The following is a 14,943-nucleotide window of genomic DNA, read 5'->3' as shown; positions in this document are numbered from 1 at the left end:
GGCGCGGGGGCCCAGTTCGGCCGCGCCGTCGAGGAGGGCGCGGGCCAGGCGGGGGTGCAGGCCGACGGCGGCCATGCGGCGGCCCCGATCCGTCACCGCCCCATGGTCGTCCACCGCGTCCAGCGCGCGGAGTACGGCGTGGCCCGCCGCGAGCCCGCCCGCCGGGGGCGGGTCCCACCAGGCCAGACCCTGACCGTCGACGGTGCCCCAGCAGGCGAGTTCCAGGGCCAGCCGGGTCAGGTCGGCGGTGCGGATCTCCGGCTCCGGGTAGGCGGGCAGGGTGGCGTGCTCGTATTCGGGCCAGCAGCGGAAGGCGTGGCCGGGCCCCTCGCGACCCGCGCGGCCCGCCCGCTGTTCGGCCACGGCGGCCGAAACCCGCACGGTCGCAAGGCCGGACAGGCCGCGACGATGGTCGATGCGCGGCACGCGCGCCAGCCCCGAGTCCACCACCGCGTGCACCCCGGGCACGGTGAGGCTGGATTCGGCGACCGCGGTGGACAGCACCACCCGGCGGCGCGGCCCCGGCCGCAGCGCGGTGTCCTGCGCGGCCGCGGCCAACCGCCCGTGCAGCGGCAGCACGTCGACGTCCCGCAGACCCGACAGCAGCTCGGTGGTGCGGCGGATCTCCCCCGCCCCGGGCAGGAACACCAGGACGTCATCGGCGGTGTCCGCCAACGCCATTCGCGTGACCCGCGCCACCTGCTGCTCGATCCGCTCCCGGGGCAGCGGCGGCACGTAGTCGAACCGGACGGGGTAGGCGCGCCCCCGGGCCTCCAGCACCGGCGCGGGTTCCGCATCCCCCAGCAGCACCGAAAGCCGTTCTGCCGCAACGGTCGCCGAGGTCGCCAGCACCCGCAGGTCCGGGCGCAAGCCCGCGCGAGCGTCGAGCAGCAGCGCCAGCAGCAGATCCGCGTCCAGATGCCGTTCGTGGCACTCGTCGAGCACCACCACGTCCACCCCGGCCAGCTCCGGATCGTTCTGCAGCCGCCGCACCAGCAGCCCGGAGGTCACCACCTCGATCCGGGTGCCGGATCCGACCTTGCGATCCCCGCGCACCGAATACCCGACCGTGCCGCCGACCTGCTCACCCAGCAGCGCGGCCATCCGTGCCGCGGCGGCGCGGGCGGCCAGGCGGCGCGGTTCGGCCACCACCACCCGGCCCGCGGTCGCGGCGGCCAGCGCGAGCGGGACCATGGTCGTCTTGCCGGTGCCCGGCGGCGCCACCAGCACGGCGGTGCCACGGTCGGCCAGGGTGCCCGTGATCTCGTCGAGGGCCGCGCGAACGGGCAGGTCGGGAAGGTCGGGAAGCATCATGTCCGCCCCAGTCTGCCGGGCGCGCGCGGCGGTGGCCAAGCCGGGCGGAGACCGCGAGCGGCGGCCCGCATTCCGCGTTGACGCCTCGCGGAATCACATCACGAATCGCAACTGATTGCGCTTCAGTGGATTTCGTTTCGCCCCGGGGGTTGCGCCGGGGCCGGGGGGTGTCCGTATAGTCGTCCGCGGGCAACCTGTTCACTCCCCCCCGAACAGTGTTGACCCGTATCGGTGGCTTCGGCCACTTCGATGGTGACGTCGCCGGGCCAACTCCCCCCCTTCGCCCGGCGACGTTGCTCATTCCGGGGGTCGTTCAGAGGTCTCACGGCGGACGGCACCCGCGTGCCGCATGCCGATCCATCCCCTCCACTGTCCAGATCGGACCCTGGCCGTCAGATGCCGTCCGCGAATCTGAGACTAGGCCAGCCGACGCCCCGTCGCAATAAAATCAGTAGAGAACGACTGACCTATCGTGCCAAGTCAAGACCATGATGGAGTAAAATCGGTATACATGCGACCGGAGTACGCCACGTTTCTCGCAGCCTGTGTGCGGGAGCGGCGACGCGAGCTCAACCTCAGCCTCGACGATGTGCTCGCGGCGGGCGGGCCGACCAAGCGCACCCTCGTCCGCGTGGAGGCCGCGGACCTGGGGCCGAACCCCAAACCCGTCACCTTCCGCCGGCTCGACGCTGCCCTGTCGTGGGGCGAAGGCAGTGCCGCGCGGGCCTATTGGAGCGGTGAGAAGCCGCAGACCGCGGCCCGCCCGCTCGATCCGGGGACCGCCGTGGTGGCCGTGCCCGCCGCGCTCGCGCTGGGGTTGTTCGAGGCCCAGATCGAGTTGAATCGGGTCGCCGGGCGCGATCCCGCCGATGTCGGCGAACTCCGCGCCGCGGTGGCCGGGCTCAATCTCGAATGCGGCCGCCTGCTCGGTCTTTACCTCACCGATCTACTGGAACGCAATCGCGACGGCGACGGCTCGATCCCGCCGCTGCTGACACGCGCCTTCGCCGGATTGCTGGACGGGCCGGTATCGCCGCAGGACCCCGACTACGAGGACAAGCTCTACCGCCGCTGGCTGATCGGGCGGACAGCCGAGATACCAGACCAGTTGGCAGGTAGATTCGGTGCCAGACTTCGGCAGGCACGAAAGAACGCAGGAGAAGGCCCGCAATGAATCTCGTCGCGACTCGAGTCGACCGATTGTGCAGGTTACTCGGAGGACGCGACGAGAACGCCGATCCCACCGCCCAGAATGCCGATATCGCGGAGCGGACCACGCAGCTACTGGGCCGCCCGGTCACCCCGGCCGAGATCGCCGACGCGCGCGCCGAGTCCGGCCGCCCCGCCCCGGACCTGTTGCGCGCCATGGCGATCCAGTTCGAGGTGGACCCGCGCTACCTGCTGGACCCGGACACCGAACAGATGCGCACCCTCGATCACAAGCTCGCCGTCCTCGACACCGCGCGCACCCTGGGCATCAAGCTCGGCGCGGTCCACTTCCGCGGCGGCGAGTTCTCCGTGCAGGCGCTGGAACTGCTGATCGAGACCGCCCGGCAGGCCCGCGCGACCGGAACCGTCCAGGACGCGGCCCATGAGCGGTGAGGATCGGCTCGAGGCGCTGATCGCGGGCCTGAGCATTCCGGATCCCTGGGATCTGATGCGATTCGTCGACACGCTGGCCGCGCAGCGCGGCAAACCCATCAGCCTGGTCGGCCGTTCCGGGCTCAAGGCGGCCGGATTCCCGTGCGGTCTGCTCGCCGAGACCGAGGAGCTGACGCTGATCGTCTACGAGGAACGGTCCTCGCGCTACATGGTCGAGCACACCGTGCTGCACGAGATCGGCCACCTGCTGCTCGATCACGAGGGCGAGCGCATCCACGAGGCCCTCGGCGATTATCTGGGCGGCCTGGTCGGGCCGGGTGCGCTGGCGCGAATGGAAACCGCTTTGGCGCGTGGGGTTTTCGGCACCGCCAAGGAGCTCGAGGCGGAGTCGTTCGCGAACCTGATCATGCCCGCCATGCGGCGTCGTCCGTTCGCGCCGTTCCGCAATGTGTTCGTGCGCGGGTGAGCATGCCGTATCCGCCGCTGCCCCCGTACTCCTCGCTGCCCGAGGCCGCGGCCTGGCCGCTGTGGACGTTCACCGCGCTGGTGACGATCGGCCGGTTGGTCTGGTGCCGTGACACTTTCGGCAATCGACACGTCAACAACGCGCTGATCGGCTCGACCCTGGCCTGGCTGCTGATGATCGCCTCCGCGCAGGAACTGCTGGAGCCGTGGCTGTCCGCGGCCCGGCAGTATCAGCTCGCCAACGCCCTGATGATCCTGGTCACCGCGGAGGCGTATCTGGTGGTTTCGCATGCGCAGCAACGGAAGACGCCGAGTCTGCCGGTCGTGTACACCGCCGCCGGGCTGATGGGCCTGGGGTATCTGGTGCTGGGCAGTCCGATCGCCGCGCGCGGCGGGCTGGTGTTGCAGTATCCGGGCTGGCAGGCCGCGCCGATGACGATGCTGTTCGTGATCTTCCCGTACGCGTGTGCGGTGTTGATCGTGTCGGCGTCCATCCAGGATCTGCGGGCGCGGCCGCCGTGGAGTGCGCGTGTGTTCTCGCTGCTGTTCCTGGTGATCTTCGGCGGCCTGATCTGGAGTCTCAGTTTCGGGCTCACCACGTCGTTCGTGCTGGCGAGCGGACATGTCAACGCGTTCACCGAGTACGCGGCGGAGACCGACCGGATGGCCTTCGTGGCCGACATCGTCGGGTTCACCCCGCTCGCCGCGATCGCGTTGGTGCTGCGGTTCATCGACGCCGTGCGGGGTGATCCCGCCGCACGAGCCGTCGAGCGGCTCGCACCCCTGTGGGCGGATCTGACACGCGCCTGCCCCGAGGTGGTCCAGCCGCGTCCCGACGGGGCCGACGCGACCTATCGGCTGCACCGCTCGGTCATCGAGATCAATGACGCGATCCTCTGCCTGGCCCGGTACGTGCCGGTCGAGAGACGTACGCGGGCAGCCGATTTCGAGTCCGTCGCGCGGGCGCTCACGGCCGCGTGCGCGGTGCGCCTGGCCGACGGTCCGCCCGATCCGGCCGCGCCCGCGTTGCGCCTGCCCGGCGGGGCCGATCTGCAATCGGAGACCCGTATTCTGTCCGCGCTGTCGAAGGAGTGGTCGAAATGCCAGCCGTACCCCATCCGCCCTGGCGCGTACCACTCGTAGGCGACGCGCTGTCGCTCTCGGCGCGTACGCCCGCGCAGAGCATCACCGCGCACGCCGCCGACCTGGGCGACATCTACGAGGTGCGGGTGCTGCGCTATCCCCGCATGCTCATCGTGAATTCGGCCGCGCTCGCGGAACCCGTGCTGGACGACCGGCAGTGGACGAAGGTGAACGGTCCGGCCTTCCGGCGGCTCGCGCCCATGGCCCCGACCGGGCTGCTGTTCACCGATACCGAGGATGCCGTCTGGCGGCTCGCGCACGACCGGCTGCAACCGGCGTTCAGCCGCGCCGCCATGCGGCGCTATCACGCGGCGATGAATCCCGTGATCGCCGAGCACATCCGGCGCTGGGGTGAGCTGCCGCAGCCGATCAATGCCAGCGATCTCACCCAGGATCTCGCCTACGACCTGATCACCCGGGCCGGTTTCGGGGCCCGGCTGACCCGCGAGCAGCGGGCGGAATTCGTCGACACCATGTTCGCGCTGATCCGGACGACCAACCGCGGCAAGGTGATTCCGTTCCTGGACGCGGTGCTCGGCGTCAATCCGGTGCCGCCGCACGCGCAGGCGCTGCGACGGCATGTCGAGCGGGTGGTCGATTCCGGTGACGCCGAGGCCCCGCTGTCGGCGGCGCTGGCCGACACCGATCCGGAGCGGGGCGCGCCCCTGACCCGGCAGCAGGTCGTCGATCAGGCCGTGGTCATGCTGATCGCGGGGCACGAGACCACCGCCGGGACGGTCGCTTTCGCACTCCACGAGCTGTCCCGGCATCCCGAGGCCGCCGATCGGGCGCGCGCCGAACTCGCCGAAACCGGCAGGCACCCCGCGGAATTGGAGTACGAGGACATCGCCGGACTGCGCTATCTGCGGTCGATCATCGACGAGACGTTGCGGCTGCATCCGGTCGCGCCCGCCTTCATCCGGGCGGCGCGCGGCCCGGCCACGCTGGGTGAGCACCGGGTCACACCGGATGACTGGGTGTATCTGAATCTGCTTGCCATTCACCGGGATCCGGCCGTGTGGACCGAACCGGACCGGTTCGACCCTGAACGCTTCCTGACCGGCCCCACGCCGCTGACCTACAAACCCTTCGGCACCGGCGCGCGGGCGTGCATCGGCAGGGCACTCGCCCTGCACGAGGCGGCACTGACCCTGGCCCATCTGCTGCACGAGCACGATCTGGGCCGGACCGGCTACCGCCTCGATATCGAGGAGTTCCCGACGCTGAAGCCGCGCGATCTCACACTGCGGGTCACCGCTCGCGCGGCGGCGCACTGACCCGAGTTCGACAGCGGCCGGTCAGAACAGGACGGTCGGATCGTCCGGGTCGCCGATCCGGGCGATCAGGGCGGCCCGGTTCCCGGCACGCACGGTGACGTCGATGTCGAGCGCCCGCAGCCGAGCCGTCACCGGCTCGATGTCGGGATGCACGATCTCCAGGCCGAGCAGCGGCACCTCCGGCAACTCCGCCGCCGGATGATCGGTGTCACCCCAGTCGATGATCGCAGGCACCACCTGCGTTCCCGTGCTCGGCAGCGGAAAGGTCAACCGCCACCGCAGAATCCGGCCATCCGGGGTAGCCCGCGACAGTGGCGACACCTCACCCGGGTCGTACCCGGCGGCCCGCGCCCCGGCCACCGCGGCATCGATGTCGCCGACCCGCACCAGCCAGCCCGCCAGCCGCGCCTCGGTCAGCCCGTCGATCCCGAACGGCCGCGGCAGTTCCGGCTCCGGCTGCTCGGTATCCGGCCCGATGATCTCCAGGTACCCGCCATTGCCCAGCCCCAGCAGGTAGTTGCGCGTACCTCGCCCCGGATGCACCCCGCCCGCAACGGGTTTCACCCCCAGCAGTCGTCCCACGGTCTCCACCGTGCCCGCCAGATCCGGCGTCGCCAACACCACATGATCGAGTTCACTCACATCGCAGCACGCTAGAACCCGCACGGCCCGCCCGACACCGTTGCGCTCGAGCGGATCGCAGGCGCCTCGCCACGCGCACGCATTTGCCACCGGTTGACCGACATACTCGCCCCACGGTGCGAGACTTCGATCCACATCAGACCGGGATCCGACCTACGGAGGCGTGTGGTGCGACGTTTCGACAAGATCATCTCGGCCGTGCTGGCGGTGACCCTGGTGGCGTTGGGGACGGTGTGCAGTCTGTCGCTGTATCGCTTGCAAGAGGATCACGGCAGGCCCGCCTACCTGATCGGCGACACCGCGCAGACGGACCGGATCGACATCGACGTGGTGGTCGTGCGGGTCGATCCGGCCGCCGGGGAGATGGCGGTGCAGGTGACGCCGACACCGCACGGCCGATTCGACGACGGCGGCCGCTTCACCGCCGACACCACCGTCTACACCGCGGGCCTGAAGTCGGAGACCATCCGCATCCGGACGGGTGAAGCCATCTCCACCAACGAGATTCGGATTCCCTTGAACAGCGGCACCGTCACCGACTACCCCTTCGACGACTACCGCGCGCAGGTGGCCTTCGCGGTGGAAGTGGACGCCGCCGAGGTCCCCATGAATGTCAGCCTCTACGGACTCGACGCCTTCTTCCGACTGACTCCGCACGTGACCGCCGCGCAGCACGGTGACGGATTGAATTCCGTGGTCGACGTCGAGCGGTCGGTCCCGTCGGTGGTGTTCGCGCTGTTCGTCATGGCCCTGATGCTGGGCCTGGCGGTGGCCGCCGCGACCGCCGCCTTCTTCGTGCTGCGCGGCCGGCACGGTCTGGTCTGGCCCGCGATGACCCTGATGGCGGCCATGTTGTTCGCCATGATCCCGCTGCGCAACGCGGTGCCGGGTGCGCCGCCGATCGGGTCGATCATCGACTTCGGTTCGTTCTTCATCGCCGAAGCCGTTGTGGCGCTGTCGCTCATCTGCACGGTGCTCATCGGGTACCGGCAGGAGGTCGGTCGGGTCAGCGAGGAATAGCTCCGGAGTCCCGCGCGACGAGGTCCAGGCGGAGGCCGACCGGTTCCACGGCGAAGGTGAAACGTTCGCGGGGCGGCACATGCGGTGCGGGTAGCGAGAGTTCGAAGTCGCGGCACACCATGGTGGCCACCGCCTCGATTTCCAGCAGGGCCAGCGAGCGGCCCGGGCAGAACCGTGGGCCGCCACCGAAAGGCATGCTGGCCTTGGCATTGTGCGTACCCGGGTAGCCGCTCAGCCAGCGTTCGGGGCGGAAGGCTTCCGGGTCGTCGAAGTTGGCCTCGTCCACTGCCCCGTGTCCCGGGAGCACAATGACGGCGGTACCGGCGGGGACCTCGGCGCCCTCGATCACTGTGGGCCGCAACGATTCCAAGAACAGGAACGGCGAAATTGGGCGCAGTCGCATCGATTCCGCGATGACGGCGGCGAGATACGGCCGCTTCTGTTCCTCCGATTCCACCCGGATCCGCTCTCGGACGTCCGGATGCTGGGCCAGGTGGTAGAGCAGCCAGGCGAGGGTGTTGGCGGTGGTGTCCTGGCCCGCGACCAGGACTGTCAGCGCCTCGGCGAAAAGCTCTGCGGCGGTGAGCGCTTCGGCGTCTTCGGACTGATGGATCAGGGCCTCGACGAAGTTGGTCGGGGTCTCGGCGGTCCGGGCCGTCGCGACGACCGCGTCGACGTCGTCGCGCAGTTCCCGCAGTGCCCGGTCCAGGGCGCGGTCGGCGGGCAGTTTCACGTAGCGCCAGTACGGCACCGGCGCGTTGACCCGCTTGCCGATCATCGGGAAGAGGCGTTGCAGCCGTTGCTCGATGGCGTCGCCGCCGCCCTCGAGGGTGTTGAGGTCGTAGCCGAAGGCGACGCGCGCCATCACATCGACGGTGAAGCGCATGAGGTCGGCGTGCACATCCTCGACCGGTCGCGTGCGCCAGCGTTCGGCGAGCCGGTCGGTGATGACGTCCACGGTGTCGTCGACGCCGCGCAGCCGGGTCGGCGTGAACGCGGGCGTGACCAGGCGACGCCGCCGCTGCCATTCCTCGCCCTCGACCGCGAACAGGCCGTCGACACCCATCTCGGTGAGCACCGACTCGATGGCGCTCAGCCGCCGGTACCCTTCCGGCCGCTCACGCAGAATCCGTTGCACGGCTTGCGTTTCCGATACCACCAGGAACGGCCGCCCGAACAGGTTGAACCGGTAGAGCGGGCCGTAGCGGCGACTCCACTCCAGCAGGCGTCGATGAATGATGGATGGATTGCCGAGCAGCCGCAGGCCGTTGGCGACCGGGAGATTCTTCATGGTGTGCCCCCGCCGATTCGAGTTCGCTGATTCCCCTACGCGGGTCGATCATGCCCGGCCCGAGCGCTCGAGCGCGACCCGTGCGGATAATTTCCGGATCAGGCGCGAATCGGCGCGCCCGCGGTGCCATGCCCGATTTGCCGGTGTGGTTGCCGCGCGACCGGAGCCGTTCGCCCTATCCTGTGGACGTGCCGCGGCGGAACCCCGGATCGAGACCCGGACGACCCGAACATACCGAACGGCTTCGCAATCCCCGGCCCGTGTTCCGGCGGCGGATGCCGTCCCGGCGCGGAGCGATGGAGCAGCCCAATGCCCGGCACGACGGGGACGCGGCCCTGACGCCGATGTTCTGGGTGGCGCTGCTGCTGACCGGGGTCGCGGCCGGGCTCGGCGGGATCGCGCTGATGTGGCTGCTGTTCCGGGTCGAGGCGCTCGCCTTCCCCGGGAACGGGACGTATCTGGCGAACGTGGCGGCGGCGACGCCGTGGCGGCGGGTGAACTCCTTGCTCATCGCCGGTGTGGTGGCCGGGATTTCGCTGTATCTGCTGCGGCGGTGGACGCCCGGCGAGAAGACCGATCTGGACGACATCGTGTGGACCGCCTCCGGTGAGCTGTCGTTCCGGCGCTGTCTGGGAACGGCCGTCATCTCCGAGGTCGTCATCGGGCTGGGAGCGTCGATCGGGCGCGAGGCGGCGACCAAGCTGATGGGTGGCGCGTTCGGCAGTGTGCTGAGCCGCCGCTTCGGATTGAGCGCGGCGCAGCAGCGACTGCTCATCGCCTGCGGCGGCGGGGCGGGACTGGCCTGCGTCTACGACGTGCCGCTGGGCGGGGCCTTCTTCACCGCCGAACTGCTGTGCGGCACAACCTCGATCGCGACGCTGCTGCCCGCGCTGGCCTGCTCGGGGATGGCGACCATGACGGCGTGGCTCTACCTGCCCAACCGGGCCACCTACCTCGACATCCCCCACTATCACTGGAGTGTGTCGCTGCTGGTGTGGTCGCTGCTGGCCGGACCGTTCCTGGGGCTGGCCGCCACCGGGTACATCCGGGTGATCGGCTGGATCTCGCACTACCGGGTCACCGGCCGGGTCGCGCTGGTCGCCCCGATTCTCGCCTTCGGCACGCTCGGGCTGATCGGCATCGCCTATCCCCAGCTGTTCGGCAACGGCCACGGCATCGCGGCGGCGGCCTTCCTCGGGGTCGGCGGGGCCGGATTGTTCCTGGCCCTGGCCATTCTCAAACCGATCGTCACCGCATTGTGCCTGGGCAGCGGCGCGCCGGGCGGGTTGTTCACCCCCGTTTTGAGCACCGGTGCGGCGTTCGGCGCGGGGACCGGAATCCTGTGGACGCAGCTGTGGCCGGGCTCGCCGGTGGGCGCGTTCGCCATGGTCGCGGCCTGTGCGGCCATCGGTTCCGCCATGCAGGCGCCGCTCACCGGTCTGGCGCTGATTCTCGAACTCACCCATGGCGGGTTCGATTTCATGCCCGTCATGATCGCCGCCACCGTGACCGCGACGCTGGTGGTCCGCCACCTCGACGGCTACTCCATCTACTCCGCGCGCCTGCCCGCGCGCCCGGCCACCACGCCGATCGAGACGCCCGGCCTGGCCTCCTGAGCGACCTCGCATTCAGTGCTACATCATGTAGCAGATATCATCGGCCGCGTGGCCAAGCTCAAGGTTTCCGTAGACGTCCCGATCTCCCCCGACAAGGCCTGGTCGCATGCCTCCGACCTGCCCGAACTCGACAAGTGGCTGACCCTGCACGAGGGCTGGCGCGGGCCGGTCCCGGAGGGTCTCACCCCCGGCACGCGCCTCATCGGCGTCGCGACCGTCAAGGGCTTCCGCAATCGCGTCACCTGGGTCGTCAAGACCGCCGAACCGCCGAACCGCCTGGTGCTCAACGGCTCCGGCATCGGCGGCACCAAATTCGGTATCGAGCTGCGGGTCTCCCCCACCGCGACCGGCTCCAAGGTCACCGCCGACTTCGATCTCGGCGGGGCTCCCCTGTTCGGCCCCATCGGCTCGGTGGTGGCCCGCGCCCTGCGCGGCGACGTGGAACGGTCCCTCGACCGCTTCGTCCAGCTCTACGGCTGAGCCCCGGTCAGGGCTTGCGGGCGACGCCGCACCAGCAGGAGACCTTGGCGTCGAAAGCGGCGGAGAATTCGGTGGTTTCGCTGCCGAGCCAGCGGTGCGGGGGTACTACGCCGGGCGGGACGAGGTCGAGGCCGGTGAACCAGCCGACGATTTCGTCGTGGGTGCGGACCTGGGCCGGTAGCTTGCGGACCCGGTAGACCTCTTGGGCGGGGAGGACCTGCTCGGGCGCGAAATCGGGGGTGATGGCGCAGATGACGAGGTAGGAGCCAGGGGCCAGGGCGTCGAGGAAGGCCGACAGGATGGCGGGGATGTCGGCCTCGACGAAATGCAGCAGGGCGATCAGGCTCAGGCCCACCGGCTCGGACAGATCGAGGGTGTCGATGAGTTCCGGTGCGCGCAGAATGGATTCGGGGTCGGTGACATCGCCCTGGATGTAGGTGGTCGCCCCGGAATCACTGCCCATCATCAGCGCTCGCGCGTAGGCCAGCACCACCGGATCGTTGTCGACGTAGACCACCCGCGCGTCCGCCGTGACCTCCTGCGCGATCTGGTGCAGGTTGGGTTCGGTGGGGATCCCGGTGCCGATATCGAGGAACTGGCGCACCCCCGACTCCGCCAGAAACCTGGTGCTGCGGTGCATGAACTGCCGATTCACCCGAGCCGCGGTCCGAATATTCGGCCACACCTTCAGGATTTCCTCGGCTGCCTTCCGATCGGCCTCGTAGTTGTCCTTGCCGTCGAGAAAGTAGTCGTACACACGGGAGGTATGCGGCTTGTCCAGTGGGATCTCTCCGTCCATGCGAGCACCACAATCGCCTGATCGACCGCAAACCTACCCCGACAGGCTAATCCGCCCACCGCCGGACCGAGGGGTTTCATGCGGACTGAGCGCCACTCCCGCAAATTCGGGAAAAGGCCCCAAAACCTATCGCGCACTCAACTTGGCGTGGACCACCGCGTAGGAGGCACCGTAGAGAACGAGGTCCGCCACGAGTGGTGCTATCGCGATCAACGCTGGTAGTCGCTCCGTATTGCTTTCGGCGCAGGCCCACACCGCCACCCCGACCGCGCCCGCGTACACGACCGCGGCACTCGTCCGGAAGGGAATGATCCACCGCTGGGCCCGATTCCAATCCCCCACGGTCCGCAGCCGGATCGGCGTGCAATTCGCTGCCGCCGATTCGCGCGGCACCAGCTGCCTCAGCACGCGCCGGACCACCCGCCCGTTCATCACGGCCATCCCCAGATAGAACCCCGCCAGCACGACGAGTACCACCCGCTCCATATCCGAACTCCCCCTTTTCGATTCGGCGGTCACTACGCCCGCCGATACCGAAAACGATTCCGCCCCAGGTTCCGTTCAGCAATGGGAAAATCTACGGGTATCCCCTTCCTCGCAGTTCACAGCCCTGGTTCCGGTTGTCCGGTCCGGCCGGAAACGCGCGGCGGGCTAGCCCATGAGTTCGCGGGCGGTGGGGCCGCGGCCTTGGCGGACGGCGGTTTCGGACCAGATGAGCATGGCGATGGGGCCGCAGACGAAAAGTTCCGCGAGCATTGGGCGTTGGGGGTTTTGCGGCTTCATCGGAGGAGCCTTTCGGGATCGTGGACGAAGTTGAGGACTGCGTCGGTGAAGGGGCGGGGTTCTTCGAGATGGCCCAGGTGGCCGCTGTTTTCGAGGACGACCAACTGGGAGGCGGGGATGAGGGTGTCGAGTTCCCGGGCCCAGCGGGGGCCGCAGATGATGTCGAAGCGGCCGACGAGGATCAGGGTGGGGACGGTGAGCTTCGGCAGGGTGGCGCGGTCGTCGATGAGTTCGGGGGAACCGAGTGCGTCCAGGCCCGAGATGTAGGTGGCGCGCACCGCGTCTCGGACCGGAGACCAGCGCTTCTCGTCGCCCCAGTAGTTCGCGAAGTACGAGGGCAGGACTCCTCGGGCGACGGCGAGGGTCTGTGCGTCGCTCGAGATGTCTTGCATCGCACCGAAAGCCGCGAGCACCTCGGACAGCTCGGGGCGATCGGCGTGGGCGGCGGCGAACTCCTGGAGGCGGCGTGTGGCTTCCGCGCCGTGTTCGGGGCCGGTCACGGGGGCGCCCTCGTAGAGGATGACGCCCGCGAGACCGGCGGGTCGGTGGATGGCGTGGTAGGCGGCGACGAACGCGCCGTGGGAGTGGCCGAGCAGGTAGACCTGCGGGACCCCGAGATGGTCGATGAGTCGTTGCAGGGCAACGCTGTAGCGTTCGCGGGTGTAGCCGTGAGGGTGGGTCGGGAGGCGGCCGGAGCCGCCGGTGCCGAGTGCCTCGACGTACACCATGGTCAGGTGCTCTTCGAGTTCCGGCGTGCGCAGGTACTCCCAGTGGATGCCCGGCCCGCCCGGGTGCGCCAGGCAGACCGGTCCGCTGCCGTACACGTGGTAGCGCTGGAGGACGCCGTCGGAGTCGAAGGCGTGCGCGCCGGGCGCGAGCGCTTCGACGCTCGGCTGCGACCGGCCCATCACGCCGCCTTCAGCGCGACGGCGAAGGACTTGCGCAGCGAGGACGGCCCGACCAGCGGCAGCAGCGCCGCCAGCAGCTTGCCCTTGAACGCCTGCGGGTTCCGGGTCAGTTCGACGTCGACCCGGCAGCCGGGCAGATCGGGGGTGATCTTGAAAACCCAGCCGCCGCCCGCGCCGAAGAGCTTGGAGTCCAGCGTGGTGACGGTGACGGTGTCCCCGGCCGGATCCCAGTCGTAGCGGGCGCGTTCCCAGGCGGCGGCGGTGCCCTCGGTGACCTCGGCCCAGTTCTCGCCCCGGGCGTGAACGGTGAAGTGGTCGGTGTCGATGCTCGGCCAGGCTTCGGCGCGGGTGGGTCCGAAGTCGGTCAGCACGTGCATGGCCTCGGCGGGGGACAGGGTGGACATCAGGTGAAATGCGACTGTGGTCATGGGAAATACCTTCGTCGCCGAGCCAGGGCCGCCGAATCTGTCAGATGACGTTGTCTTGACGTAATCCAGTTTTCGGTAGGGTCACGACGTGTCGCGATACGGTTTCGCGGCCCGGAGGAGGATCCCGCACCATGCCGTTGTTCGGACGCGACACCGAACTGAAAGACCTGGCCGCGCTCGTGGACGGCCCCGGCGACCGGAGCGGCATCCTGATCGAGGGTGAGCCGGGCATCGGGAAGTCGACGCTCGTCGAGCAGACCGCCGCCGCCGCGTCCGCCGCGGGGCTGCGGGTGCTGCGGACCGCCGGGGTGGAGGCCGAGCGCAATCTGGACTTCGCCGGACTGCACCAGCTGCTGTACCCGCTGCGTCGCGAGTTCGCCGCCCTGCCCGCGCGTCAATTGGACGCGCTCACAACGGCTCTGGGCATGTCCGACAGCACCGACGAGCCGAGCATCCACCTGGTCGGCCTCGCCGCGTTGACCCTGCTGGCCGACTCGGCCGCCGAGCGCGCGGTGCTGGTCGTCGCCGAGGACGCACACTGGCTGGATATGGCCAGCGCGGAGGTGCTGGCCTTCGTCGCGCGCCGCATCGACTCCGAACCCGTTGCGGTGCTGGCGACTTTGCGCGACGCGACCACGTCGCCGCTGCGCGAGGCCGGGCTGTCGCTCATGCGGCTCGGCCCGCTGCCCGACGGCGACGCGACCGCGCTGCTCGACTCCCTCGCCCCGGGCCTGCCCGCCCAGCTGCGGCACCGGGTGCTCACCGAGGCCCACGGCAACCCCCTCGCTCTGGCCGAACTGCCTACGGCCGCAGTGGATCTCGCCGATGACGCCCCCGCGATCCCGTTGACCGAGCGGCTGGAGCGGGCCTTCTCGGCCCGCGGCTCGGCCTTGCCCGCACCGACCCGGTCGGCGCTGCTCGTCGCCGCCCTCAACGACGGCGACTCGACCGCCGAGACCCTCACCGCCACCGGCATTCTCCTGGAATCCGCGGTGACCTCCGAGGTGCTCGCGCCCGCCGTGACGGCCCGGCTGATCGGAATCGGTTCCGGCACGGTGACTTTCCGTCATCCGCTGGTCCGCTCCGCCCTGGTGGCCGCGGCCACCGCCGAGGAGAGCCGCCGCGCGCACCAGGCACTCGCCGAGACCTTGGAGGGCCTGCCGGATCGCCAGGTG

The 14,943-nt window shown here is 69.7% G+C and carries 17 protein-coding genes; 9 read left to right on the top strand and 8 right to left on the bottom strand.

The window, feature by feature from the left end; genetic code table 11:
• A partial coding sequence (locus ACWELQ_RS17300; protein ID WP_452398046.1) for a helicase-related protein occupies positions 1 to 1,314 on the bottom strand: 1,314 nt, incomplete at its 3' end.
• A gap of 511 nt (positions 1,315 to 1,825) precedes the next feature.
• On the opposite strand from ACWELQ_RS17300, the gene ACWELQ_RS17295 reads away from it, so the two are divergent.
• From ACWELQ_RS17295 to ACWELQ_RS17275, 5 genes are read left to right on the top strand one after another with little or no spacing between them, the layout of a single operon-like run.
• On the top strand, positions 1,826 to 2,488 hold the full coding sequence (locus ACWELQ_RS17295; protein WP_452398045.1) for a hypothetical protein: 663 nt from the start codon (positions 1,826 to 1,828) through the stop codon (positions 2,486 to 2,488).
• A complete protein-coding gene (locus ACWELQ_RS17290) occupies positions 2,485 to 2,916 on the top strand; it encodes a hypothetical protein (RefSeq protein WP_452398044.1) in 432 nt (143 codons plus the stop codon). Before ACWELQ_RS17295 ends, ACWELQ_RS17290 begins: the two co-directional genes overlap by 4 nt.
• Positions 2,906 to 3,382 carry a hypothetical protein gene (locus ACWELQ_RS17285; protein WP_452398043.1) on the top strand — a complete coding sequence of 159 codons (477 nt, stop codon included), beginning with the start codon at positions 2,906 to 2,908 and terminating at the stop codon, positions 3,380 to 3,382. The genes ACWELQ_RS17290 and ACWELQ_RS17285 overlap by 11 nt, the downstream gene beginning before the upstream one ends.
• Before the next feature lie 2 nt (positions 3,383 to 3,384).
• Positions 3,385 to 4,524 carry an MAB_1171c family putative transporter gene (locus tag ACWELQ_RS17280; RefSeq protein ID WP_452398047.1) on the top strand — a complete coding sequence of 380 codons (1,140 nt, stop codon included), beginning with the start codon at positions 3,385 to 3,387 and terminating at the stop codon, positions 4,522 to 4,524.
• Positions 4,482 to 5,801: a cytochrome P450 gene (locus tag ACWELQ_RS17275; protein WP_452398042.1), complete on the top strand. Its 1,320-nt coding sequence runs from the start codon at positions 4,482 to 4,484 to the stop codon at positions 5,799 to 5,801. Before ACWELQ_RS17280 ends, ACWELQ_RS17275 begins: the two co-directional genes overlap by 43 nt.
• Before the next feature lie 21 nt (positions 5,802 to 5,822).
• Here ACWELQ_RS17275 and ACWELQ_RS17270 read toward each other — a convergent pair whose 3' ends face one another.
• Entirely contained in the window at positions 5,823 to 6,443 is a 621-nt protein-coding gene (locus ACWELQ_RS17270; protein WP_452398041.1) for a VOC family protein, read from the bottom strand.
• 168 nt (positions 6,444 to 6,611) lie between these two features.
• On the opposite strand from ACWELQ_RS17270, the gene ACWELQ_RS17265 reads away from it, so the two are divergent.
• Positions 6,612 to 7,463 (top strand): DUF4436 family protein, encoded by an 852-nt coding sequence (locus tag ACWELQ_RS17265; protein WP_452398040.1) that lies wholly within the window; start codon positions 6,612 to 6,614, stop codon positions 7,461 to 7,463.
• Here the strand turns inward: ACWELQ_RS17265 and ACWELQ_RS17260 are convergent.
• Positions 7,450 to 8,754 carry a cytochrome P450 gene (locus ACWELQ_RS17260; RefSeq protein ID WP_452398039.1) on the bottom strand — a complete coding sequence of 435 codons (1,305 nt, stop codon included), beginning with the start codon at positions 8,752 to 8,754 and terminating at the stop codon, positions 7,450 to 7,452. The genes ACWELQ_RS17265 and ACWELQ_RS17260 overlap by 14 nt on opposite strands.
• A 296-nt stretch (positions 8,755 to 9,050) precedes the next feature.
• Between ACWELQ_RS17260 and ACWELQ_RS17255 the strand changes: the two genes are divergently transcribed.
• Together ACWELQ_RS17255 and ACWELQ_RS17250 are read left to right on the top strand one after the other, a co-directional pair.
• Entirely contained in the window at positions 9,051 to 10,370 is a 1,320-nt protein-coding gene (locus tag ACWELQ_RS17255) for a chloride channel protein (RefSeq protein WP_452398038.1), read from the top strand.
• A 48-nt stretch (positions 10,371 to 10,418) separates the two neighbouring features.
• On the top strand, positions 10,419 to 10,850 hold the full coding sequence (locus ACWELQ_RS17250; RefSeq protein WP_452398037.1) for a type II toxin-antitoxin system Rv0910 family toxin: 432 nt from the start codon (positions 10,419 to 10,421) through the stop codon (positions 10,848 to 10,850).
• Positions 10,851 to 10,857: 7 nt separating this feature from the next.
• Here ACWELQ_RS17250 and ACWELQ_RS17245 read toward each other — a convergent pair whose 3' ends face one another.
• The 5 genes from ACWELQ_RS17245 to ACWELQ_RS17225 form a co-directional block, all read right to left on the bottom strand.
• On the bottom strand, positions 10,858 to 11,649 hold the full coding sequence (locus ACWELQ_RS17245) for an SAM-dependent methyltransferase (RefSeq protein WP_452398036.1): 792 nt from the start codon (positions 11,647 to 11,649) through the stop codon (positions 10,858 to 10,860).
• A gap of 126 nt (positions 11,650 to 11,775) precedes the next feature.
• Positions 11,776 to 12,135, bottom strand: coding sequence for a hypothetical protein (locus ACWELQ_RS17240; RefSeq protein WP_452398035.1), 360 nt, complete (start codon positions 12,133 to 12,135; stop codon positions 11,776 to 11,778).
• Positions 12,136 to 12,300: 165 nt separating this feature from the next.
• Positions 12,301 to 12,432, bottom strand: a complete 132-nt coding sequence (locus tag ACWELQ_RS17235; RefSeq protein ID WP_452398034.1) for a hypothetical protein — start codon at positions 12,430 to 12,432, stop codon at positions 12,301 to 12,303.
• Positions 12,429 to 13,340, bottom strand: coding sequence for an alpha/beta fold hydrolase (locus ACWELQ_RS17230; protein ID WP_452398033.1), 912 nt, complete (start codon positions 13,338 to 13,340; stop codon positions 12,429 to 12,431). The genes ACWELQ_RS17235 and ACWELQ_RS17230 overlap by 4 nt, the downstream gene beginning before the upstream one ends.
• Entirely contained in the window at positions 13,340 to 13,768 is a 429-nt protein-coding gene (locus ACWELQ_RS17225; protein WP_452398032.1) for a hypothetical protein, read from the bottom strand. Before ACWELQ_RS17225 ends, ACWELQ_RS17230 begins: the two co-directional genes overlap by 1 nt.
• Positions 13,769 to 13,899: 131 nt before the next feature.
• On the opposite strand from ACWELQ_RS17225, the gene ACWELQ_RS17220 reads away from it, so the two are divergent.
• The coding region (locus ACWELQ_RS17220) for an AAA family ATPase (RefSeq protein ID WP_452398031.1) at positions 13,900 to 14,943 on the top strand (1,044 nt) is incomplete at its 3' end.

This window comes from Nocardia sp. NPDC004722 (genome assembly GCF_053601505.1).
Note: the sequence above shows the minus strand (reverse complement) of the source record. Positions and strands in the feature narration are given on the sequence as shown.

Excerpts from the sequence above, each read along its gene's own strand:
- ACWELQ_RS17295 (WP_452398045.1), top strand. The coding sequence starts at position 1,826 with ATGCGACCGGAGTACGCCACGTTTCTCGCAGCCTGTGTGCGGGAGCGG.
- ACWELQ_RS17290 (WP_452398044.1), top strand. The coding sequence starts at position 2,485 with ATGAATCTCGTCGCGACTCGAGTCGACCGATTGTGCAGGTTACTCGGA.
- ACWELQ_RS17285 (WP_452398043.1), top strand. The coding sequence starts at position 2,906 with ATGAGCGGTGAGGATCGGCTCGAGGCGCTGATCGCGGGCCTGAGCATT.
- ACWELQ_RS17280 (WP_452398047.1), top strand. The coding sequence starts at position 3,385 with ATGCCGTATCCGCCGCTGCCCCCGTACTCCTCGCTGCCCGAGGCCGCG.
- ACWELQ_RS17275 (WP_452398042.1), top strand. The coding sequence starts at position 4,482 with ATGCCAGCCGTACCCCATCCGCCCTGGCGCGTACCACTCGTAGGCGAC.
- ACWELQ_RS17260 (WP_452398039.1), bottom strand. The coding sequence starts at position 8,754 with ATGAAGAATCTCCCGGTCGCCAACGGCCTGCGGCTGCTCGGCAATCCA.
- ACWELQ_RS17255 (WP_452398038.1), top strand. The coding sequence starts at position 9,051 with ATGGAGCAGCCCAATGCCCGGCACGACGGGGACGCGGCCCTGACGCCG.
- ACWELQ_RS17245 (WP_452398036.1), bottom strand. The coding sequence starts at position 11,649 with ATGGACGGAGAGATCCCACTGGACAAGCCGCATACCTCCCGTGTGTAC.
- ACWELQ_RS17240 (WP_452398035.1), bottom strand. The coding sequence starts at position 12,135 with ATGGAGCGGGTGGTACTCGTCGTGCTGGCGGGGTTCTATCTGGGGATG.
- ACWELQ_RS17235 (WP_452398034.1), bottom strand. The coding sequence starts at position 12,432 with ATGAAGCCGCAAAACCCCCAACGCCCAATGCTCGCGGAACTTTTCGTC.
- ACWELQ_RS17230 (WP_452398033.1), bottom strand. The coding sequence starts at position 13,340 with ATGGGCCGGTCGCAGCCGAGCGTCGAAGCGCTCGCGCCCGGCGCGCAC.
- ACWELQ_RS17225 (WP_452398032.1), bottom strand. The coding sequence starts at position 13,768 with ATGACCACAGTCGCATTTCACCTGATGTCCACCCTGTCCCCCGCCGAG.